Genomic DNA, 18,978 nt, shown 5'->3' with positions numbered 1-18,978 from the left:
TCTTCCGAATGGAGGAGCTGACGTGGTCAACGAGCGGATTGTAGCAGTGGGGTTCCTGACCCAGCGCGACTTGGATGTGCTCGGCGGTGGCTTCAACCGGCTGTTCCCGATCGAACGCGACGACGTGTTCGCGGATCTGTTGCGGCAGCTCGACGATGTGGAAGCCTCGCCGTCGGGCAAGGGCGTGCTGTTGCAGCCGGGGTCGCGCCACTGAGCAGTTCGGCTCGGCGGCGACGCGGGTAGCTCACGCCGTCCAGGGCGCGAGGTCGTCCTCGCGGGCGATCAGGCCGAGGCCGTGGGCGATCGAGGTGAGTTCGCCGCCGCTCATGATCGCCGCCTCGCCAAAGCGGCGGGTAAAGATCCGCCGCACCGCCGGGGTCAGCGAGGTGCCGCCGGTGAGGAACACGCGATCGATCTCGGCTTCGCTTACCGCCGCCGCGGCCAAAGCGCGATCCACCGTCGCCTCGATCCGCGCGACGTCGTCGGCGATCCACCGCTCGAACTCGGCGCGGGTGACGTCGGCCTCGATCTCCAGCCCGGCACCGGCGAAATGGAAAAGCGCGGTCTCGTCGGCGGACAGCGCGCGCTTGAGGCGGCCGACCGCATCGTAGAGCGGGTAGCCGAGCTCATGCTCGATCACCGCGATCATACGCCCGATCGCCGCGGGATCGAGCGCGCCGCGCTGGAGCCGGCGCAGCTCGTCCATCGTGCGCCGGTTGCGCATCAACGCGAGCCGCGACCAGTCGGCGAAATCGGCGAAATAGCTGCGCGGGATCTCCAGCTGCTTGTCCATCGAGCGATAGAGCCCGCCCTTGCCGAGCATCGGCAGCACCAGCTGGTCGACGATGCGATAGTCGAACCGATCGCCGGCGATGCCGATGCCGGCATGGCCGAGCGGCACGCAGCGCCGCGCCGCGCCGGGTTCGGCGACCCGCACCACCGAAAAGTCGCTGGTGCCGCCGCCGAAGTCGGCGACCAGCAGCGTCGCGGCGCGGTCAAGTTGCGCGGCGTAACCGTAAGCCGCGCCGAGCGGCTCGTAGACATAGTGCACCTCGTCGGCGAAGCCGGCGAACATCGCGTCATAGCGCTGACGGGCGAGCGCTTCGTCGGGCCGCGCGCCCGCATATTCGACCGGGCGGCCGACGACGAGGCGGCGCGGCCGTGCGGCGAGCGCGCCTCCGGCATGGTCGACGAGGCCGGCGAGGAACCGGCGGCCGAGTTCCTCGAACCGGTAGCGCTTGTCGAACACCGAGGCGGTTTCGAAGCTGGCGCTGGCGGCGACCGACTTGAACGACTGGAGGAAGCGGCTGTCCTGCGGATAGTCGAGATATTCGGCGATCGCCCATGGGCCCGCCTCGACCGCGAGGCCGCCCTTGGCCTCCTCGTCGTGCCAGAAACACAAGGCCGAGCGGAACACCTCCTCGGTCGCCAGCGGGCCGGCGAAGGACAGCAGCCGCGGCGCCTCGCCGGCCCCGGCGAGCGCGACGACGCTGTTGGTGGTACCGAAATCGAGGCCGACGACGAGGCCGGAATCACTGATCGTCATGAACACTCCGGATCGCCGCGACGGCGCCGCCTATGCCGGGCACTGTGCCGCTCGCGCAACTCCCCTTGCGCAGCCGCCTCTCCGCCGACCATGCCGTAGCGCCTTAACAGATGTGCTAGGATCGCCCGTTAGGGCCGCTGATCGTGGCTCTCTGCACCGTTGGGGAGTTGTGATGTCAGCGCATCGCCATGTCGCTTCCGGAGAAAAGCTGTTGCCCGATCGCATGCTCGTGTTGGTGCCCGACGCCGTGGGGGGTGCGCTGGTGCGCGAGATGCTGACCGGCGCGGGGATGAAGAACGTCGCTGCCAGCGCCGCCGACATCGTCGATGCGATCGATCGCTCGATGCTCGCCGCGGCGGTGATCGCCGAGGAGACGCTCGCCGACTTTGACTGGCCGGCGCTGAAGGCAGCGCTGGCCAACCAGCCGCCCTGGTCCGACTGCCCGTTCCTGGTGCTCGCCAGCATCGGCACCGAGCGCCCGACCTATCCGATGCCGATCGAGGCGCTGGGCAACCTCACGCTGATCGATCGGCCGCTGCGCGAGGAACCGCTGGTGAGCGCGGCGCGCGCGGCGCTGCGCGGGCGCGAGCGGCAGCGCCGCGCCGAGGCCTATCTGCACGAGCGCGAGGCGGCCGAGGAGCAGGTGCGGCTGCTCGCGACCACGCTGGAGGCGCGGGTGGTGGCGCGAACCAGCGAGCTCAACGCCGTGCATGCCGAGAGCGAGGCCACCAAGCAGATCCTACACGAAAGCGAGGAACTGTATCGCCACACCATCGAGCTTAGCTCCTTTCATCCCTGGACCGCATCGCCCGACGGCATGACCGTGACCTTCCACACCCGGTGGCACGACGCCAAGGTCGCCAGCGCCGAGCGCAGCGCGCGCGAGGTGCTGCGGATGGCGCACCCGGAGGATCGCGCGCTGCTGATGCGGACGTGGCGCGACACGCTGCGCAGCCGCACCGCCAACCATGTCGAGGTGCGCGGATTGGTGCCCGACGGCAGCTATCGCTGGGTTCACGCCCGGGCCGCGCCGCGGCTCGATGCCGATGGCGAGGTGGTCCGCTGGTATGGCACCGTCGAGGATGTCGACGATCGCAAGCAGGCCGATTTCAACCTGCGCCGGATGCAGCGCGAGCTGATCCACGTCTCGCGGCTGAGCGCGATGGGAGCGATGGCCTCGGCGCTGGCGCACGAGCTCAACCAGCCGCTGACCGCGATCGCCAATTACGTGCGCGGCGGCCGGCGGATGATCAGCCAGATCGAGACCCCCGCCAATGCGGCGGAGGCGGCGCTGCTGCGCGAGGCGCTCGACGAGGCCGACGACAATGCGGTGCGCGCCGGCGACATCATCCGCCACTTGCGCGAGCTGGTGATCCACAAGGATGGCCGGCGCGAACTGAGCAGCCTGCCCAAGCTGATCGACAATGCCGCGCGGATCGCGCTGATCGACGCACCCGGGCTCGGCATCCGCGTGCATTACGATCTCGATCCTGCCGCCGTCGACGTGCGGGTGGACCGGGTGCAGATCGAGCAGGTGCTGATCAACCTGCTGCGCAACGCGGTGGAGGCGGTGCAGCAGAGCGACGAGCGGCGCTTGTGGATCTCAACCAGCATCGTCTCCGACGACTGGTGCAAGGTGTGCGTCGCCGACAGCGGCCCGGGACTGGCACCCGAGATCGCCGAGCGCTTGTTCGCCCCGTTCAACACCAGCAAGTCGGAAGGCATGGGGATCGGCCTTTCGATCTGCCGGACGATCATCGAGGCGCATGGCGGGCAGATCTGGGCGGAGCGGGTGCGCGATCACCGCACGCACATGTGCTTTACGCTGAAGCGCAGCAGCGCCGATCAGTCGGCATCGCCCGCCGCCAGCTCGACCAGCAGCCGCACCAGCCGCGCCCGCGCGGAGCCCGCCGCATCACGTACCGCGCGCTCGACAATCTGATCCACAAAGGAGGATTGGCCGGCGTAGGACAGGTCCCACTGGTTAAGCCGGCGTCGCGCGGCAGGGCCCTCGGCGATGGTGACGAGGCCGGTGTGGCGTGGATCGCGCTCGATGCTGCCGCGCAACAACGCCAATGAGGCCTGGCTGCCCTCGAGATATTGCGCGAATCGATGGCCGGTGAAGATCAGGGTGCCGGTGATGCCGAGCTCTGGGTTGCGCTCGTGCGAGACGCCGCGGATCGCCGCCAGCGTGTCGGCCACCTGCTCCCGGCCGGGGACCAGTTCGCTGACGCAACTCCAATGAAACACGCGCATTTACGACATCGGCCCGATCACGAGAGTGACGCAGCGATAAGCGGCCCGGCCCGGCTTCGTCCAGCGTCCCGCGAGGAATATTTTATATACGAACGAGAAGCTCTTGGCGCCGCCCGGTGCCGGACGCGAGGCGGCAATCGCACCGCGCCGCGTGCATCGAGATAGCAAGGCTTTCGGGCCAACAATCGACAACTACCGTAGTCTTACGAGGTTGACGTTTAAGGTCGAATACGAACCTTTCGGCGACGAGAGGACGTGGCCGCGTGGCCCGGACGAGGATCGCGATGCACCCGATACGTAAGCTTTCGATGCCGAGCCAAGCTGCCGAACAGGCGGTGGCGGATCCGGTCGTGCCGGTGGGGCCGCGCATTGAGCGGCGCAGCGAGCGGCGCCATGCGCAGATGCTGAGGCCGGTGACGGTGATCGACGATGGCGGCAACCATGCGGTCAGGCTGCTGACGCTGTCGCTGCGCGGCGCCTCGGGCAAGATCAGCCAGCCGCTGCAGCCCGGCGCGGCGGTGGCGATGGTGTTCGCGAGCGGCCATTGCATGCCGGCGACGGTGCGCTGGTGCAAGGGCGAGGTAGCCGGCTTCCAATTCCCCTTCCCGCTGTCGATCGACCTGCTGGAGGATACCGACCGCCACGAGCGCACCGAGCGAGCACCACGCTATTCGACGTCGCGGGCCGGCACCGTGCGCCACGCCGACGGACGCGAGTTCGGCATCGACATCGGCAATGTCTCATCGACCGGCTTCCTGATCGTCGGTCACGCCCAGCTCACCCCGGGCGCGCACGTCCAGGTGTGTTGCGGAACAATGCGACCGCTGACATGCGAAGTGCGTTGGGTGCGTAACGACCACGCTGGTCTTCAATCTTCGGAGGCGATCTCGCTTGATGAGTTTCATGACGCCACAAGCGCACAATCGTGAACCTGGTGGAGGTCGCGCGTTGTTCGGCGACGACAGAGTAAACCCCGCGCCGCGCGAACATGACGAGCACCTGTTCGGGCTGCGCGCCGCCAATCACAAGCGGACGGTATATGTGGTCGACGACGACCGCGCGATCCGCCGCTCGCTCAGCCTGTTCCTCGCGACGGTGGGAATGCAGAGCCGGCCGTATCTGAACGGTGCCGACTTCCTCGCCGATGTCAGTCACCTGCCGCCCGGCTGCGTGCTGCTCGATTTTCGCATGCCCGATCGCGACGGGCTGCAGGTGCTAGAGCAGCTCGGCGAACGGCTGCCGCTGTTCCCGACGATCGTGATGACCGGCCATGGCGACATCGACATCGCGGTGCGCGCGATGAAGCTCGGCGCCACCGATTTCATCGAGAAGCCCTATGCCGAGGACATGCTGACCGGCGCGCTCGATCGCGTGTTCCGCCAGCTCGACGAGCATATCCAGGCCGCCGGCGTGCTGGCCCAGGAAGAGGACCGGCTGCGCGCACTCACCGGGCGCGAGACCGACGTGCTGCGCGGGCTGGGCATGGGCATGTCGAACAAGGGGCTGGCGGCGCACCTCGCGCTCAGCGTCCGCACCGTCGAAATGCACCGCGCCAACATGATGGCCAAGCTCGGCGCGCGGAACCTTTCCGATGTGCTCCGCCTCGCCTATCGCGCCGGGCTGATGGCGGACGGCCAATAGGTTGGCTCACTGCACCACCAGATACACCGTTGGCGCATCGGCATAGCTTCCGGCGCGGACCCGGCGATCGACGAGGATCCGGCCATAGACGGTGTAGCTGGCGCTGTGTCGCTCGCCCGCGGCGAGCGTCATGCTGCCGCCGACCACGCTGGTGCCGCCGGTGCCGTCTCCCCACGGCTGGCGATAGGTGGGCGAGGTATAAAGATCGTAGCGCAGATCGCCGACGGCGCCGTGCATCACCCGGCCTGCGCCACCGGGCGCCGGCGCGATGCGGATGTCATAGGCAATCGTCGCGGCGAGCGTCGCCGTGCAGGTGATGACGATCCTCGCGGTAATATCGGTACTGCCGCCGCCGACGCTGCGGAACTGGCCGAATTGCAACGGCGAGACGTCGGCGCTGCAGTCGGCGCCGGGCGGCGGTGCCGCGGCGAGCAGCAGCAACAGCGGCACGAGGGCGAGCAGGCGGCGGATCATGGCGGTGTCTCCTCGCAGACGAGCGCTCCGAGCCGTGGCAGATCGGGCTGGCCGACCGGATAATCGGCGCGCGCGGTACAGTGGCGGCCGGTGTCGGCGACGGTGACGTCAAGCAGGTTGAGCGCGGCGAGCCCCTCGAGATAGACCTCGCCGCCATAGCCGACGCTGGTCGCGAGATCGGTGCCGCGCACCGCCACCGTGCTACCCACCGGCAGCGTCGCGCCGTTGGCATCGACCAGGATCATGGTCGCGGCATGGACGACGCGGATCGGGAAGCGCACCACCACCCCGGCGCGGGCCGGCGGCACCACGGTTTGCGCGACGGTATCGACGCTCATGCCGAGGCCGAGCCCGGCGGCATCGATGCTGAGCCGGTTGGCCTGATAGGCACGCAGCATCGGCGCGAGCAGGCGGCCCTCACTATCGGTGGTGCCGACCAGGCGGTTCTCGAGGAACACGTCGACCCCGGGCTGATCGGCGTCGATCACGGCAAAACTGTCGTCGATGGTGTTGGCGGCGAACACCCCGCCCTGCGCGATCACCAGCGCACCCGTCGCGGTCGCGCGGAGCCGGGTGGTGCCGTAGCCCTGGTCGATCCCCGCGCCGAACTCGCCGATACCCGAGCGGTAGCGGACCTCGCCAAAGCCCCGGGTCGCGGCGCCGTCCTGGGTCAGCGCCGCACGCCAGCCGAGCGTGTCGACGCCATCGAGCGAGCGAGCGACCTGGAGCGTGCCCCCTGCGCGACCATCGGACAGGATGCCGGAGGCGGTCGCGGTGGTGCGGCCGCCGAAGCGCAGCGACATCGACAGGGTGGCGCCGGTGCCGGCGCGGCCGGCGAGATCGTGATAGCCGGTGGCGAAGGCGCGCAGCGCCGCGCCGAGCGATCCCGACCAGCTCAGCGAGACGAGGTGGGTGGCGCTGCCGACCGCGGCATAGCTCGCCCCGAACGAGCCCCAGCCACCGAGCCGGCCGCCGATCCGCGCGCGAACCAGGCTCGCCGGGGTCGGCTCGCCGTTGATCGCGGCGAGATCGCGATAACCGTCGCTGGCGCGCTGCACCGAGACGCCGAGGCTGATCCCGCGGGTGACCCGCTCGATCCCCGCCGACACCAGTGCTCCGGCGCTGCCGCCGCCGACACTGCCCGCCGCGGCGACCGCGGCGGTGGCCCAGCTGCCCAGCGTGAACGCGCCGCCGATCCCGGCGTTGGCCAGCCGCTCGGCGAACTCGCCATGGACCTCGCTGGTGAACCAGTCGGCGAGGCCGCGGCGCAGCGTCGCGGAGGCAGCCGGCATGCCGTAGCGATCGCGCGCCGAGCCGAAATTGCGCCGGATCAGCCCTGCCTCGGCACTCAGCGAACTCAGCCCCTCAGCGAGCAGCGACGGGCTGGCGTAGAAAGCGAGTTGCTGCACCACCTGACGGCCGAGGCTGTCCTGAGTGACCACCGACACCTGATTGGCGCCGCTCATCACCGGCAGCCGCGGGATCTCGAACGGGCCTTGCGGGGTCTGCTGCGACAGGCGCTCGACGCCGTCGACCAGCACGCTAACGGTGGTCGGCACCGCGGCGGTGCCGCTGGCGTGCGGCACCGGGTAGGTGACCAGATCGGGCCGCAGCGAGAAATCCGACTGGAGCTGGACACCGCCCATGCGCACCGGCCGGGTCCAATCGAGCCCGCCGGAGATGACGTCGCCGACGCGGTAGCGGCGCAGGCTGACCGGATCCGAATAGGTGACGCTGGTCTCCAGCCGGCGATATTCGGGATCGTTGGTGAGCCGCGCGGTCATCGTCGTCTCCGCCACCCACGGCCCCCGGGACAGGCGCGCGTCGACCGCGCCCTGAATGGTGGGCGTGGCTGTGCCCTCGCCTTCGACATCGAGATCATAGTCGAGCACCAGCGCGGTCCCGGCGCTCGCGCCCGCCAGCACCGCGGGCGCTGCGCCCGCGCCGAGCCTGCTAGCGGGGACCGCGCCGGCATCCGCCTCGATCGAGGCGATGCCGGTGGCGCGATCGAGGCTGACGCGAACATGCGCCAGGCGATCGAGCCGGACCGGCCCCGCCGCACCTGCCGGCAGGATCAGGCCGATGCGGCGCAGATCGTCGGCCTGGGCGAACAGCCCGCCGTCGCGCTCGATTAACTCGACGATCTCGCCGGTGTCGCGGCCGTTGAGCACGATCGCGGCCACCATCGGCGGCGGCGGCGCGGCTGGCTCCGCCATGGCGTCAGCGGCGGCCATGCGGGGCACGACGATCGCCGGCGGCACGTCGAACGGCACGGATCAGGAGGCGGACGCCGCGACCACGACCGTCGTGGTGGCATCGCCATCCTTGACGGTGAGGGTGACGGGCGCCGCGCCAGGCGCCAGCCCGGTCGGCAGCGGCCAGCGCCGTTCGGCCCCGGCAAGCACGTAGCGGCTGCCATTGCCTGCCAGCGCCACCGGTGCGCCGCCGGCTGGCGCCAGCGCCAGCGCATCGACGCGGAGGTGGCGGGAGCCGCGGTTGACGACCACCAGCTCGCGATGGCCGGGGGCGCCCTCGATCCGCCACGCGGGCGGCGGCGCCGCGGCGGACGCGGCGGAGTCGACGAATACCGGCAGCGACAGGTTGAGCCGCAGCTGGATCGCGCGCTTGCCGGCGGTGACCGCAGCGGGATCGGGCAGGCGATAGATCATCAGGCGATAGGCACGCTCGCGCGCCGGCGCCGCGGCCGCGTCCTGCGCGCGCAACAACAGCCGCACCACCTGGGTGGCGCCGGGCGCCAGCGTCGCGAACGGCGGGCCGATCACGACATCGTCGGCGGGCACCAGCCGGTCGTCGCCGCTAATTCCCTGGCTCCAGCCGAACGCACGCAGCTGCACCCGGGTGGGCGCGGCACCGCTGTTGGTGATCCGCAGCAGCGTCGCGCGGCGACCGGCGGCAAGACGCAGGGTGACGGGCGCGACGACGATCGCCTGGGCCAGGGCGCGGGGCGGACAGGCCGCCCCGAACCCCAGCACCGCGATGACCGCCCACCCCAGCCTGGAGGCGATGGTCATCGTGGCTCAGTAGGAAACGGTGAAGTCGACCGCGTCCTGATAGGTGTCGACCTTGGCCGCCTTGAGATCGGCATCGACGATCTGGAGGTAGACGGGGATCGATTGCGCACTGCCTGCGCCCTCCTGGGTGGGCGTGCCGGACACCGCGGCCTGCGGCCAAACCGTCTGGTGGGTAGCATCCCTGTACAGATTGTAGCGCAGCAGCGTGCCGGTGGTGTCGCCCTTCAGCTGTGCATAGGCGCCGCTCGAGTTGGCGCCGAGCGTCGCGAGGATGTCATAGGGCAGGCCATTGGTGCAGGTGACGTTGACCGCGCCTTGCCCGGTGTTGCCCGAATTCATCGTCAGCTGGCCGAGATCGATGTCGGGCGTGCTGTCGAGCGAGCAGGTGCCGGTGACCTCGGCGTTGATCGTCATGGTCTTGGGCGCGGTCACGGTCTGCGCCTGGGCCGGCAGCGCGCCGGCGACCAGCACCGCGGTGAGCGCGGGCCACATGTTCTTAACGGTCATGGTCTACTCCGATTGTCAGCTAAACATCGGCACCCCCCCAAGCTGACGGCGCCATTCGTGCGACTATCGGCAGGTCGTTGCGGGATCGTGGGGGCATGGCTCGTAAGATCACGGTGAAACTATAGGATTTTTGGTCGGCGACGCGGGAATCGTCGGCGCGGCATGGTTGTGCCCTCGGTTTTTTGCCGAGCCAAGGATCTGGTCCGCCCCCGGAAGATATAATGTATCTTTCTGCCAGGGATATGTTGTACCGTCCGGGATCGGCGGTAAGGACGCGGCCGGAACGAGAGACGGGACGAGACGCGATGCATCCGGCGGCACAGGCCACCACGATCCTGCCGGGCACGGCCGTGGCGATACCGCTGCTGTTCGGGCTGGCGGCGAGCGCGGCGACCGCGCTCGGCGGGCTGCTTGCCCTGCGGCTGGCGGACCGGATCGCGCCATTGCTGGCCGCAACCGCCGGCATCGTGCTCGGCGTCGCCTTTTTCGACCTGCTGCCCGAGGCGCTGTCGTTCGGCGCGGGGATGTACAGCGCGCGGACGCTGCTGACCGGCGCGGCGCTCGGCTTCTCGGCCTATCTGTTGCTGGCGCGGTTGCTCGCCGGCGCCAAGCGGACCGCGCACTGGCAGGCGCATCTCGGCCCCGCCAGCCTGACGCTGCACAGCCTGCTCGACGGGATCGGCATGGGCCTCGCCTTCCAGATCGCGCCGGAAGTCGGCTGGGTGGTGGCGCTGGCGGTGCTCACCCATGACGTCGCCGACGGGGTCAACAGCGTCAGCCTGGCGATGGCGGCGAGCCAGCAGAAGACCGCATTGCGCTGGCTGATCGCCAACGCACTGGCGCCGCTCGCGGGCGTTGCGCTCGGCCTCGCCGTGCAGCTGCCGGGCTGGGTGCTGGCGCCGCTGCTCGCCTGTTTTGCCGGCGTGTTCCTCTACATCGGCGCCTGCGAGCTGGTCCCGCGCAGCCTGGCGCGCGACCAGCGGTTGCGGACCACCCTGTGCGTGGTGGCAGGGGTGATGCTGATGCTGGTCGTGACGCACCTGGCGCATTGAGGGGGCACCCGGTCTGCATCTCTCATCGTCATGCTGAACTTGTTTCAGCATCCATGGCCGACCGCTTCGGCGCGTTGCGACCGTGGGCCATGAATCCTCAAACGAGTTCAGGATGACGGAATTAGATGGACGGATTCGAGGTCGGCGACAGCCCGCCGAAGGACCGCCTTATTTTCCCGCCTTGGCGCCGCGCCGCGCCGCTTCGGGATCGATCGAGGGCGCGCCCGAGGCCGGGCTGCCGGTGTTCGACAGGTTGTTGGTGTCCGCGGCGTTGGTGACCGAATCCTTGGCGGCGTTGGTCGCCGGCTTGACCGCGGGGGCGGCAGCGCCGGCGGCGGGCGCGGCGGGGAGCGGCAGGTTGGAGCCCTGGGTGTTGAGATAGAGGATGACGTTGGCGCGGTCCTGCGGGTTGGACAGGCCGGCGAAGGTCATCTTGGTGCCGGGCGCGAACTTGCGCGGGCTGGTCAGCCAGGCGTTCATCTTGTCGAAGTCCCAGCTGCCGCCGACGCCCTTCAGCGCATCGGAGAACGCGAAGCCCGCCTTGCCCTGGGCGATTCCCTCGCCGAGCGTCGCATAGAGATTGGGGCCGATGCCGTTGGGGCCGCCCTGCGTGGCGGTGTGGCAGGCGGCGCATTTCTTGAACACCTCGGCGCCCTTGGCGGCATCGGCGGTGCCGAGCAGCGAGGCGATCGGCACCGCGGCGGCCTCGCCACCGGCGCCACCCTCGGCCTCGACGCCCTCGATCGCATAGCCCATCTTCTCGGGCCGCTCGCCGTGAAAGATCATGCCGCCGACGATCGACAAGCCCAGCGCCGCACCACAGGCTGCGAGGGTCCAGCCGGCGATGGTGTTGGTACGGTTGTCCATAAGGCCAGCGGTCCCCTCTTATTATTGTGCCGGTTTCATAGGAAAGCCGGCGAGGCGCCGCAAGCGCGCGCTTGCTGGCAAGCGATGCCGACCGTAACGGCCGAGGGATGGACAGCTACGCCGCCCCCGCCCGCCCGATCGTCGCCGCGATGACCGCGGCCGCCGCCGCCGCGCCCGATCGCGCGGTGTCGTTCCAGGGCGCACCGGGCGCCAACAGCCATGTCGCGGCGCTGGAGGCCTTTCCCGATGGCCTGCCGCTGCCCTGCTTCTCGTTCGAGGACGCGATCGAGGCGGTGCAGGAAGGCCGCGCCGATTGCGCGATCATCCCGATCGAAAATTCGCTCCACGGCCGCGTCGCCGACATCCACTTCCTGCTTCCCGAATCGGGGCTGGTGATCACCGGCGAGCATTTCCTCGGCATCAGGCATGCGCTGATGGGGGTCGGCCCACGCGACGGCGTGCGCGAGGCGATGAGCCACCCCCAGGCGCTCGGCCAGTGCCGCCATTGGCTCAAAGCGCATGACATCCGTCCGGTCTCCTACCCCGACACTGCGGGAGCCGCGGCGCTGGTAGCGGCGCAGCGGGACCCCGCGGTGGCGGCGCTCGCCCCGCCGGGCGCCGCGGCGATCTACGGGCTCGAGCTGCTCGCCAGCGACATCGCCGATGCCGACCATAACATGACCCGCTTCGTGGTGCTCGCGCGCGGCAGCAAGCCCGCGAGCGGCGACGGCCCGTGGATGACCACGCTGATCTTCGAGGTGAAGAACGTCCCCGCCGCGCTGTACAAGGCGATGGGCGGCTTCGCGACCAATGGCGTCAACATCACCAAGCTCGAAAGCTACCAGCGCAACGGCAGCTTCGCGGCGACGGAATTCTTCGCCGATGTCGAGGGCAAGCCGGGCGACGCCGGGCTTGACCGGGCGCTGGAGGAACTGGGGTTCCACGCCAAATGGCTGCGGGTGCTGGGCACCTACCGGCAGGCGAGGAAGCGGGGGTAAGTTTTGCCCGTCGCTGTCATCCCGGCGAAAGCCGGGATGACGGCAGGGTCGAGAGGATTAGGCCTCCCCTGCCCACACCGTCAGCAGCGAGTGCGCGATCGCATAGGGCGGCGGCGGCAGGAACGAGCCGGGTTCGCCGGCGAGTACCGCCCTCACCTCGGCGCGTGACACCCATTTGGCGTCCTCGAGTTCATGGATGTCGAGCGTGATCGCGTCATCCTCGGCCTGCGCGACGCAGGCGATCATCAGCGACGAGGGGAAAGGCCAGGGCTGGCTGGCGACGTAGCGAACATCGCGCACGCGGATCCCGGCCTCCTCGCCGAGCTCGCGGGCGACCGCCTCCTCGATCGATTCGCCGGGCTCGAGGAACCCCGCCAGCGCCGAATAGCGCCCCGGCGGGAAGGCGGCCTGACGGCCCAGCAAGGCCCGCCCGTCATGCTCGGCGATCATGATCACTACCGGATCGGTCCGCGGAAAATGCTCGGTGCCGCAATTGGCGCATTGCCGCCCCCAGCCGGCGCGGAACATCGCCGTTTCCATGCCGCAATTGGCGCAGAAGCGGTGCCGGGCGTGCCAATCGAGCAGCGAGCGGGCCGCGGCATAGATCGCCGCCTCGCCCGGCCGCAAGTCGTCGAGCGCCGCGAACAGCGCCGGGCTGCGCCCCCGCGGTGCCCGCTCGCCGGTGACGGCGGCGAACCGCGGGCAATCGGCATCGAGCCCGAGCAGCGCCAGCTCGACCCCGGCGGGCGCCTCGTCGAGCGGCACCCAGCCGAGACACCCGTCCGCCGTCACCAACGGATCATAGCCGTGCATCACCAGCAGCCGCGCCGCAGGATCGGCTCGCGCCGCGGCCAGCGCCGCCGGGTCGTGGCGCAGGCGATCGGCGCGATCGAGCGGGCTACCGGTGAAGCCGATCATCGCCGCAACCGTGCCATGTCCTGCACGAGCGCGGTCACTGCCTCCTTGCGCACCGGCCAGCGGTCCGATGGGAAGTAATTGACCATGATCGTGCCGCGGAAATGCTTGGCGGGATCGACGAAGGCGATCGTCCCGGCCGCGCCACCCCAGCCATAAGTGCCCTTGGACGGCATGCCGCCGGGACCATCGGCGAGATATACCGAGCCGCCCGCGCCATAGCCCATCGGCGCGGTCGCCTGGGTGCCGCCGGTGGTGGTGGCGACGCCGGTGAAGGTGACGCCGGCAGGGAGGAGGTTGGACATCGCAAGACGCACCGTTTCGGGCTTCATGATCCGTACGCCATCCAATGTGCCCTCGTCCTGGAGCATGTGCAGGAAGCGATCGTAATCGCGCGCCGACATCACCAGCCCGGCGCCGCCGTAAGGGAAGCTCGGCGGCTGCAGCCACGGCGAATAGCGCGCCGGATCGAGCGGGCTCATCGTGTCGCCCACGAAGGTATAGTTGGTCGCGAACCGCCCGACCTGCGACGCCGGCACCGTCCAATAGCTCGAGCTCATCTTGAGCGGATCGAAGATGCGGGTCTGGACGAAACGGTCGAACGGCATCCCGCTCGCCACCTCGATCACCCGCCCCATGACGTCGAGGCCGATCGAATAATGCCACACGGTGCCCGGCTCGGCGATCAGCGGCGCCTTGGCGACCTGGTTGGCGAACGCCTCGAGTGTCGCCGGGCGGACGCGGCGCATCTGCTGCTCGAGCGTGGCGTTGACCGTCGCCGGCAGCAGGCCGAGCCGCTCATATTCCTTGAGCAGCGGCCCCTTGGCGTTGATGTTGTAGCTCAACCCCGCGGTGTGGGTGAGCAGGTTGCGAATGGTGATCTGCTTGGTCGCCGGCACCGAATCGAGGCTGGTATCGGGGCTGGTCGCGACCCGCATGGTCTTGAACGCCGGGATGTATTTGGCGAGCGGATCGTCGAGGCCGATCTTGCCCTCCTCGATCAGGATCATCGCCGCCATCGCGGTGATCGGCTTGGTCATCGAATAGACCCGCCACAGCGTGTCGGGTCCCGCCGCCGCCGCGCCCGGATCGGCGCTGATCGCGCCGGCCGCCGGGAACAGCGTCGGCAGCTCGCCGACGCCATAAGCGGCGACGATCCCCGGCATCTTGCCGTCGCGCACATAGCCCTCGAACAGCGCCTGAGTGATCGGCAGCACGGTACGCGACGGCGCGGCTGCGCCCGGCTGCGGCTGGGCTTGGGGCTGGGCCGGGGACTGAAGCTGAGATTGAACCTGGGGCTGGCGCTGCGCCTGGCCGAAGGCGGCGGTGGCGATCAGGGCAAGCACGCCGACGCCGGCGCTGCGATGGACAAGCTTCATCGGTCACTCCTCCTCACGGCCGGGATGGCCTTGGCAAACAGCGTCGGCAGGCCTGCCGCCGCCAGATCGGCGATCGGCCACCACTCCCCGGCCGGTTCGCCGGCGCTGTCTGCCCGATCGGCGGGGGCCGTGGCTACCGCTATCGCAAGCTCGATGTCGAAATGGGTGAAGCCATGCTCGACGCCCTCGTCGAGCAGCCGCCACTCGGCCGCCACCGGCGCTTGCGAGAGGCCCGGCGCCTGCTCGACCCACGGCCCGGTCGGCAGCGCGCGCATCCCGCCGAGCAGGCCCTTGTCCGGCCGGCGCACCAGCAGCACCTCGGGGCCGGCGTTGCCGCCGCGCCCGCGGTCGCGCTCGAGCCAGAACACGGTGCCGTAACGCTGCGGCCGCGCGCGCTTGGCGGCCTTGACCGGTAAGCGCTCGGGATCGCCGTCGCGAAAGCCCTGGCAGTGGTCGCGCAGCGGACAGAGCAAGCAGCGCGGGCGGCGCGAGGTGCAGATCGTCGCGCCAAGGTCCATCATCGCCTGGGCGAAATCACCGGCGCGGGCTGCAGGCGTGACCAGATCGGCGGCGGCGCGGATTGCGGTGCGCGCGCCCGGCAGCGGCGTCGCGATCGCGAACAACCGCGCCACCACCCGCTCGACATTGGCGTCCACCACCACCGCGCGCTGGCTGAAGGCGATCGCCGCGACCGCCGCGGCGGTATAGGCGCCAAGCCCGGGAAGCGTGCGCAGCTCGGCCTCGGTCGGCGGGAACACCCCGCCGTGATCGGCGACCACTGCCTTGGCCGCCGCGACCAGGTTGCGCGCCCGGGCATAATAGCCAAGCCCCGCCCAGGCCGCCATCACGTCCTCGTCGCGCGCGCTCGCCAGGCTGGCGAAATCCGGCCAGCGCGCCACCCAGGCTTCGAACCGCGGACGCACGGTGGCGACGGTGGTCTGCTGGAGCATCACCTCCGACAGCCACACCCGATAAGGGTCCGGCACCTCGCCGGGCCGCGCCCGCCAGGGCAGCTCGCGGCGGTGACTATCGTACCAGGCCAGCAGCGCCGGCGCGATCAGATCGGGCTGAGAAGTCCATGTGGCGTCCACCCGCGCGCTATGGCATGAGCGGCGCGATGAGCAAGCGCGCCCGCGCCCCGAAGGATGAACCGCAACGCCAGAACCGCTCCCGGGCGGTATCCGAACTGCTGCCCGCGATCGGCGGGGCGGCGTTCAAGCGCTTCGGATTCGTGCAGAGTTCGATCGTCAGCCGCTGGCCGGAGATCGTCGGCGAGCGCTGGGCCAATGCCTCCAGCCCCGAATCGATCCGCTTTCCGATGGGGCAGAAGAGCGGCGGCGTGCTGACGCTGGTGGTGCGCGGCGCGCACGCGCCGATGATGCAGCATATCGCACCCGAGATCATGGAGCGGGTCAACCGCTTCTTCGGCTATGCTGCGGTCGCCAAGATGCAGATCCGCCAGGGCGACGTCGCCAAGCGCATCCCCAAGGCGCCGCGCACCAACCCGACCGCGGTGCCGCCCGAGCTCGGCGAGGGATTGAAGGGCATCGTCGATCCCGAGCTGCGCGCCGTGCTCGAATCACTGGCCGCTGGCGTCGCCGCCACCCGCGGTATCCCCAAGATAGGCTGATCCATGCGTATCCCTGCCCCCTTGCGCGCCGCGCTCGCTATCCTCGGCCTCGGCCTGCTCACCGCCGCCGCTCCCACTGACTGGACGACGGTGACGCGCGAGACGCCCGCCGGCGCCTTCGTGCTCGGCAATCCCGCAGCACCGCTCAAGCTGGTCGAATATGGCAGCTACACCTGCCCGCATTGCGGCGCCTTTTCGCGCGAGAGCGAGGCGGTGCTGAAGGGCCAGATGATCAAGTCCGGCAAGGTCAGCCTCGAATATCGCCACCTGATCCGCGATTCGATGGATCTCGGCGCCGCGATCCTCGCCCGCTGCTTCGGCACCCGCGGCTTCGCCGGCGCCTCGGCGGCGGTGTTCGCGACCCAGGAAAAATGGGTGCCGGTGCTCGACAGCTATGTGCAGGCGCACCCGGAGGTGGCGCGGCTGCCGACGGTGCAGCAGGCGCGCGCGCTCGCCGATGGCGCCGGCCTCACCGCGGCGATGCGCGCGCGCGGTCTCAGCCCGGCGCAGGTCAACGCCTGCTTCGCCAACAAGGCCGAGGTCGACCGCATCACCAAGATGACCGGCGATGCCCCGATCGAGGTGCAGGGCACGCCCACCTTCTATCTCAACAACGTGCAGCAGCCCAACGTCCGCTGGGCCGAGCTGGAAACCACGCTTCGCGCCCGCGGCGCCAAGTAAAGCGTCCCAACTGGAGTTCACCGATGAAGCTTCTCGCCACGCTCGTCCTGCTGCCGCTGGCGCTCGCCGCCTGCAACAAGCAGGAGGGCAATTCGAGCACCCCCGCCGCACCGGTCGCCGCCGCCGCCGCGCCTGCCGGCAAGAGCTGGAACGAGACGGTCAGCAAGACCGCCGAGGGCCATGTCGTCGGCAACCCCGATGCGCCGATCAAGCTCGTCGAATATGGCTCGCGGCTGTGTCCGATGTGCGGCCAGGTCGCGCGTGACGGCTATGAGACCTTGTTCAACACGTTCGTCGCGAGCGGCAAGGTCAGCTTCGAATATCGCGAGTTCCTGGTCCATGGCGCGCCCGACCTGCCGCCGGCGCTGCTCGGCAATTGCGTCGACGATCTCGCCTTCTTCCCGATCCTCGAGCAGATGTATCAGAACCAGCAGGGCTTCAACGACGGCCTCCAGAAGATGCCGCCGGCGCTCCAGCAGCAGCTGCAGGCCGCCAAGCCGCAGGATGCGATCGCGATGATGGCGACGCAGATGGGGCTGGTCGATTTCGCCAAGCAGCGTGGCATTCCCGAGGCCAAGGCGCGCGCCTGTCTCGGCGACATGACCCAGATCGACCGCTGGACCAAGCAGACCCAGGACAAGAGCGCCGACGGCACCGTTACCGGTACGCCGACCTTCATCCTCAACGGCAAGAAGCTCGATGCGATCAGCTGGGACCAGCTGCAGCAGGCGCTGAAGGGCGCCGGCGCCTGACCTGCGGCTGATCTTGACCCGGCGGCTCGCCATGGCGTGGACGCGCGCCTGACATGCAGATCAAGCGGCTGCGGATCGCCGGGTTCAAGAGCTTCGTCGACGCCGCCGACCTGCGCATCGAGCGCGGGCTGACCGGCGTCGTCGGCCCGAACGGCTGCGGCAAATCCAATCTGCTCGAAGCGCTGCGCTGGACGATGGGCGAGAATAGCGCGAAGTCGCTGCGCGGCGCCGGGATGGACGACGTGATCTTCGCCGGCACCGCCACCCGCCCGCCGCGCGACTTCGCCGAGGTCTCGATCCTCGCCGAGATCGACGGCCCCGATGGCCCCGACGAGCGCGAGGTGGTGCGCCGGATCGAGCGCGGCGCCGGCAGTGCCTATCGCATCGACGGCCGTGACGTCCGCGCCAAGGACGTGTCGCTGCTGTTCGCCGATGCCGCGACCGGCGCGCATTCGCCGGCATTGGTCAGCCAGAACCGGATCGGCGCAGTGATCGCCGCCAAGCCCGCCGATCGCCGCGCGATGCTCGAGGAAGCCGCTGGGATCGCCGGCCTCCACGTCCGCCGCCGCGATGCCGAGGCCAAATTGCGCGCCACCGAGGCCAATCTCGCCAAGCTCGACGAGGTGATCGCCGACCAGGACAGTCGCGCCGCCGCGCTGCGCCGCCAGGCGCGGCAGGCCGAACGCTACCGCGCCTTGTCCGAGCAGATCAGGGTGGCCGAAGCGCGGATGATCTTTGCGCGCTGGCGCGATGCCGTTGCCGCCGCGGACGCCGCCAAGGCGGAGGCGCAGGCGAGCGACGCCGCGGTGGCGGCCGCCAGCGCCGCCGAGCGCGACGCCGCTGCCGCACGGGAAGTCGGCGCCGCCGCGGTCGCCACCGCGCGCCAGGCGGCACTCGCCGCGCGCGACCAGGCGAGCGAGACCGGCCATCGCCTTGCCGCGTTGCGCACCGAGCGCGCCGCCGCCGCACGACGGGTCACCGAACTGGCCGACCAGCGCCGCCGGATCGCCGAGGATCGCGCCCGCGAGGGCACGCTTGCCGCCGACGCCGCCGACGCGCTCGCCCGGCTCGCCGACGAGATCAGGGCGCTCGATGCGGCAATCGGCGGTGCCGCCGATCAGGCGCCACGGCTGGAGGCCGCGCTCGCCGAGGCCGAACGCCACGCCCGCGATGCCGAGGTCGCGCTCGCCCAGGCGCTGAGCCGCCAGGCGAGCGAGGCCGCCGAGGCGCGCGTCGCCACCGCCGCGC

General features: G+C 70.1%; 20 protein-coding genes. 10 read left to right on the top strand and 10 right to left on the bottom strand.

The window, feature by feature from the left end; all coding sequences use genetic code 11:
* Nucleotides 1-22 precede the first annotated feature (22 nt).
* The gene (locus tag AC07M8_RS13720; protein ID WP_495174892.1) at nucleotides 23-214 is read left to right on the top strand and encodes a hypothetical protein; all 192 of its coding nucleotides are present in this window, start codon (nucleotides 23-25) and stop codon (nucleotides 212-214) included.
* A 30-nt stretch (nucleotides 215-244) separates the two neighbouring features.
* On the opposite strand, the gene AC07M8_RS13715 is transcribed toward AC07M8_RS13720, so the two are convergent.
* Nucleotides 245-1,546: an Hsp70 family protein gene (locus AC07M8_RS13715; RefSeq protein ID WP_495174891.1), complete on the bottom strand. Its 1,302-nt coding sequence runs from the start codon at nucleotides 1,544-1,546 to the stop codon at nucleotides 245-247.
* 223 nt (nucleotides 1,547-1,769) lie between these two features.
* Here AC07M8_RS13715 and AC07M8_RS13710 point away from each other — a divergent pair, with 223 nt between their 5' ends.
* Nucleotides 1,770-3,488, top strand: coding sequence for a sensor histidine kinase (locus tag AC07M8_RS13710; RefSeq protein WP_495174890.1), 1,719 nt, complete (start codon nucleotides 1,770-1,772; stop codon nucleotides 3,486-3,488).
* Here the strand turns inward: AC07M8_RS13710 and AC07M8_RS13705 are convergent.
* Nucleotides 3,392-3,802: a BLUF domain-containing protein gene (locus tag AC07M8_RS13705; RefSeq protein ID WP_495174889.1), complete on the bottom strand. Its 411-nt coding sequence runs from the start codon at nucleotides 3,800-3,802 to the stop codon at nucleotides 3,392-3,394. The two genes, AC07M8_RS13710 and AC07M8_RS13705, sit on opposite strands and share 97 nt — an antisense overlap.
* Before the next feature lie 308 nt (nucleotides 3,803-4,110).
* On the opposite strand from AC07M8_RS13705, the gene AC07M8_RS13700 reads away from it, so the two are divergent.
* Both AC07M8_RS13700 and AC07M8_RS13695 read left to right on the top strand, forming a co-directional pair.
* Complete coding sequence (locus tag AC07M8_RS13700) at nucleotides 4,111-4,731, top strand: PilZ domain-containing protein (protein ID WP_495174888.1); 621 nt, start codon at nucleotides 4,111-4,113, stop codon at nucleotides 4,729-4,731.
* Nucleotides 4,706-5,443 carry a response regulator transcription factor gene (locus tag AC07M8_RS13695; RefSeq protein WP_495174887.1) on the top strand — a complete coding sequence of 246 codons (738 nt, stop codon included), beginning with the start codon at nucleotides 4,706-4,708 and terminating at the stop codon, nucleotides 5,441-5,443. The genes AC07M8_RS13700 and AC07M8_RS13695 overlap by 26 nt, the downstream gene beginning before the upstream one ends.
* 6 nt (nucleotides 5,444-5,449) lie before the next feature.
* Here AC07M8_RS13695 and AC07M8_RS13690 read toward each other — a convergent pair whose 3' ends face one another.
* The 4 genes from AC07M8_RS13690 to AC07M8_RS13675 are packed head-to-tail and all read right to left on the bottom strand — an operon-like array spanning nucleotide 5,450 to nucleotide 9,456.
* Nucleotides 5,450-5,917 carry a spore coat protein U domain-containing protein gene (locus AC07M8_RS13690; RefSeq protein ID WP_495174886.1) on the bottom strand — a complete coding sequence of 156 codons (468 nt, stop codon included), beginning with the start codon at nucleotides 5,915-5,917 and terminating at the stop codon, nucleotides 5,450-5,452.
* Nucleotides 5,914-8,190 (bottom strand): fimbria/pilus outer membrane usher protein, encoded by a 2,277-nt coding sequence (locus AC07M8_RS13685; protein ID WP_495174885.1) that lies wholly within the window; start codon nucleotides 8,188-8,190, stop codon nucleotides 5,914-5,916. Before AC07M8_RS13685 ends, AC07M8_RS13690 begins: the two co-directional genes overlap by 4 nt.
* Before the next feature lie 3 nt (nucleotides 8,191-8,193).
* Nucleotides 8,194-8,949 carry a fimbrial biogenesis chaperone gene (locus AC07M8_RS13680; protein ID WP_495174884.1) on the bottom strand — a complete coding sequence of 252 codons (756 nt, stop codon included), beginning with the start codon at nucleotides 8,947-8,949 and terminating at the stop codon, nucleotides 8,194-8,196.
* Between the two features lie 6 nt (nucleotides 8,950-8,955).
* Entirely contained in the window at nucleotides 8,956-9,456 is a 501-nt protein-coding gene (locus AC07M8_RS13675) for a Csu type fimbrial protein (RefSeq protein WP_495174883.1), read from the bottom strand.
* A 305-nt stretch (nucleotides 9,457-9,761) separates the two neighbouring features.
* Here AC07M8_RS13675 and AC07M8_RS13670 point away from each other — a divergent pair, with 305 nt between their 5' ends.
* Entirely contained in the window at nucleotides 9,762-10,508 is a 747-nt protein-coding gene (locus tag AC07M8_RS13670; protein WP_495174882.1) for a ZIP family metal transporter, read from the top strand.
* A gap of 168 nt (nucleotides 10,509-10,676) precedes the next feature.
* Here the strand turns inward: AC07M8_RS13670 and AC07M8_RS13665 are convergent, their stop codons facing one another.
* A complete protein-coding gene (locus AC07M8_RS13665; RefSeq protein ID WP_495174881.1) occupies nucleotides 10,677-11,375 on the bottom strand; it encodes a c-type cytochrome in 699 nt (232 codons plus the stop codon).
* Between the two features lie 107 nt (nucleotides 11,376-11,482).
* Between AC07M8_RS13665 and AC07M8_RS13660 the strand changes: the two genes are divergently transcribed.
* Nucleotides 11,483-12,373 (top strand): prephenate dehydratase, encoded by an 891-nt coding sequence (locus AC07M8_RS13660; protein WP_495174880.1) that lies wholly within the window; start codon nucleotides 11,483-11,485, stop codon nucleotides 12,371-12,373.
* 57 nt (nucleotides 12,374-12,430) lie between these two features.
* Here AC07M8_RS13660 and nudC read toward each other — a convergent pair whose 3' ends face one another.
* Genes nudC through AC07M8_RS13645 form a run of 3 tightly spaced genes read right to left on the bottom strand, consistent with a single transcriptional unit; the run spans nucleotide 12,431 to nucleotide 15,758 of the window.
* Nucleotides 12,431-13,291: an NAD(+) diphosphatase gene (gene nudC, locus AC07M8_RS13655; protein ID WP_495174879.1), complete on the bottom strand. Its 861-nt coding sequence runs from the start codon at nucleotides 13,289-13,291 to the stop codon at nucleotides 12,431-12,433.
* Nucleotides 13,288-14,667: a serine hydrolase domain-containing protein gene (locus AC07M8_RS13650; RefSeq protein WP_495174878.1), complete on the bottom strand. Its 1,380-nt coding sequence runs from the start codon at nucleotides 14,665-14,667 to the stop codon at nucleotides 13,288-13,290. The genes nudC and AC07M8_RS13650 overlap by 4 nt, the downstream gene beginning before the upstream one ends.
* Entirely contained in the window at nucleotides 14,664-15,758 is a 1,095-nt protein-coding gene (locus tag AC07M8_RS13645) for an A/G-specific adenine glycosylase (RefSeq protein WP_495174877.1), read from the bottom strand. The genes AC07M8_RS13650 and AC07M8_RS13645 overlap by 4 nt, the downstream gene beginning before the upstream one ends.
* Nucleotides 15,759-15,772: 14 nt before the next feature.
* Here AC07M8_RS13645 and AC07M8_RS13640 point away from each other — a divergent pair, with 14 nt between their 5' ends.
* The 4 genes from AC07M8_RS13640 to AC07M8_RS13625 form a co-directional block, all read left to right on the top strand.
* Entirely contained in the window at nucleotides 15,773-16,297 is a 525-nt protein-coding gene (locus AC07M8_RS13640) for a DUF721 domain-containing protein (RefSeq protein ID WP_267419102.1), read from the top strand.
* A gap of 3 nt (nucleotides 16,298-16,300) precedes the next feature.
* Nucleotides 16,301-16,978: a thioredoxin domain-containing protein gene (locus AC07M8_RS13635; RefSeq protein WP_495174876.1), complete on the top strand. Its 678-nt coding sequence runs from the start codon at nucleotides 16,301-16,303 to the stop codon at nucleotides 16,976-16,978.
* A gap of 23 nt (nucleotides 16,979-17,001) precedes the next feature.
* Entirely contained in the window at nucleotides 17,002-17,730 is a 729-nt protein-coding gene (locus AC07M8_RS13630; RefSeq protein WP_495174875.1) for a thioredoxin domain-containing protein, read from the top strand.
* Nucleotides 17,731-17,783: 53 nt separating this feature from the next.
* The coding region (locus tag AC07M8_RS13625) for an AAA family ATPase (protein ID WP_495174874.1) at nucleotides 17,784-18,978 on the top strand (1,195 nt) is incomplete at its 3' end.

The organism is Sphingomonas sp. GW821-FHT09E03 (assembly GCF_059416225.1).
The sequence above is the reverse complement of the archived record's forward strand: the minus strand, read 5'-3'. Positions and strand labels throughout refer to the sequence as shown.

Bases quoted from the DNA above. Each gene is read 5' to 3' on its own strand.
- AC07M8_RS13670 (WP_495174882.1), top strand. From the start codon at position 9,762: ATGCATCCGGCGGCACAGGCCACCACGATCCTGCCGGGCACGGCCGTG.
- AC07M8_RS13675 (WP_495174883.1), bottom strand. From the start codon at position 9,456: ATGACCGTTAAGAACATGTGGCCCGCGCTCACCGCGGTGCTGGTCGCC.
- AC07M8_RS13715 (WP_495174891.1), bottom strand. From the start codon at position 1,546: ATGACGATCAGTGATTCCGGCCTCGTCGTCGGCCTCGATTTCGGTACC.
- AC07M8_RS13705 (WP_495174889.1), bottom strand. From the start codon at position 3,802: ATGCGCGTGTTTCATTGGAGTTGCGTCAGCGAACTGGTCCCCGGCCGG.
- AC07M8_RS13710 (WP_495174890.1), top strand. From the start codon at position 1,770: ATGCTCGTGTTGGTGCCCGACGCCGTGGGGGGTGCGCTGGTGCGCGAG.
- AC07M8_RS13700 (WP_495174888.1), top strand. From the start codon at position 4,111: ATGCCGAGCCAAGCTGCCGAACAGGCGGTGGCGGATCCGGTCGTGCCG.
- AC07M8_RS13630 (WP_495174875.1), top strand. From the start codon at position 17,002: ATGAAGCTTCTCGCCACGCTCGTCCTGCTGCCGCTGGCGCTCGCCGCC.
- AC07M8_RS13635 (WP_495174876.1), top strand. From the start codon at position 16,301: ATGCGTATCCCTGCCCCCTTGCGCGCCGCGCTCGCTATCCTCGGCCTC.
- nudC (WP_495174879.1), bottom strand. From the start codon at position 13,291: ATGATCGGCTTCACCGGTAGCCCGCTCGATCGCGCCGATCGCCTGCGC.
- AC07M8_RS13695 (WP_495174887.1), top strand. From the start codon at position 4,706: ATGACGCCACAAGCGCACAATCGTGAACCTGGTGGAGGTCGCGCGTTG.
- AC07M8_RS13680 (WP_495174884.1), bottom strand. From the start codon at position 8,949: ATGACCATCGCCTCCAGGCTGGGGTGGGCGGTCATCGCGGTGCTGGGG.
- AC07M8_RS13640 (WP_267419102.1), top strand. From the start codon at position 15,773: ATGAGCGGCGCGATGAGCAAGCGCGCCCGCGCCCCGAAGGATGAACCG.
- AC07M8_RS13665 (WP_495174881.1), bottom strand. From the start codon at position 11,375: ATGGACAACCGTACCAACACCATCGCCGGCTGGACCCTCGCAGCCTGT.
- AC07M8_RS13690 (WP_495174886.1), bottom strand. From the start codon at position 5,917: ATGATCCGCCGCCTGCTCGCCCTCGTGCCGCTGTTGCTGCTGCTCGCC.
- AC07M8_RS13650 (WP_495174878.1), bottom strand. From the start codon at position 14,667: ATGAAGCTTGTCCATCGCAGCGCCGGCGTCGGCGTGCTTGCCCTGATC.
- AC07M8_RS13660 (WP_495174880.1), top strand. From the start codon at position 11,483: ATGGACAGCTACGCCGCCCCCGCCCGCCCGATCGTCGCCGCGATGACC.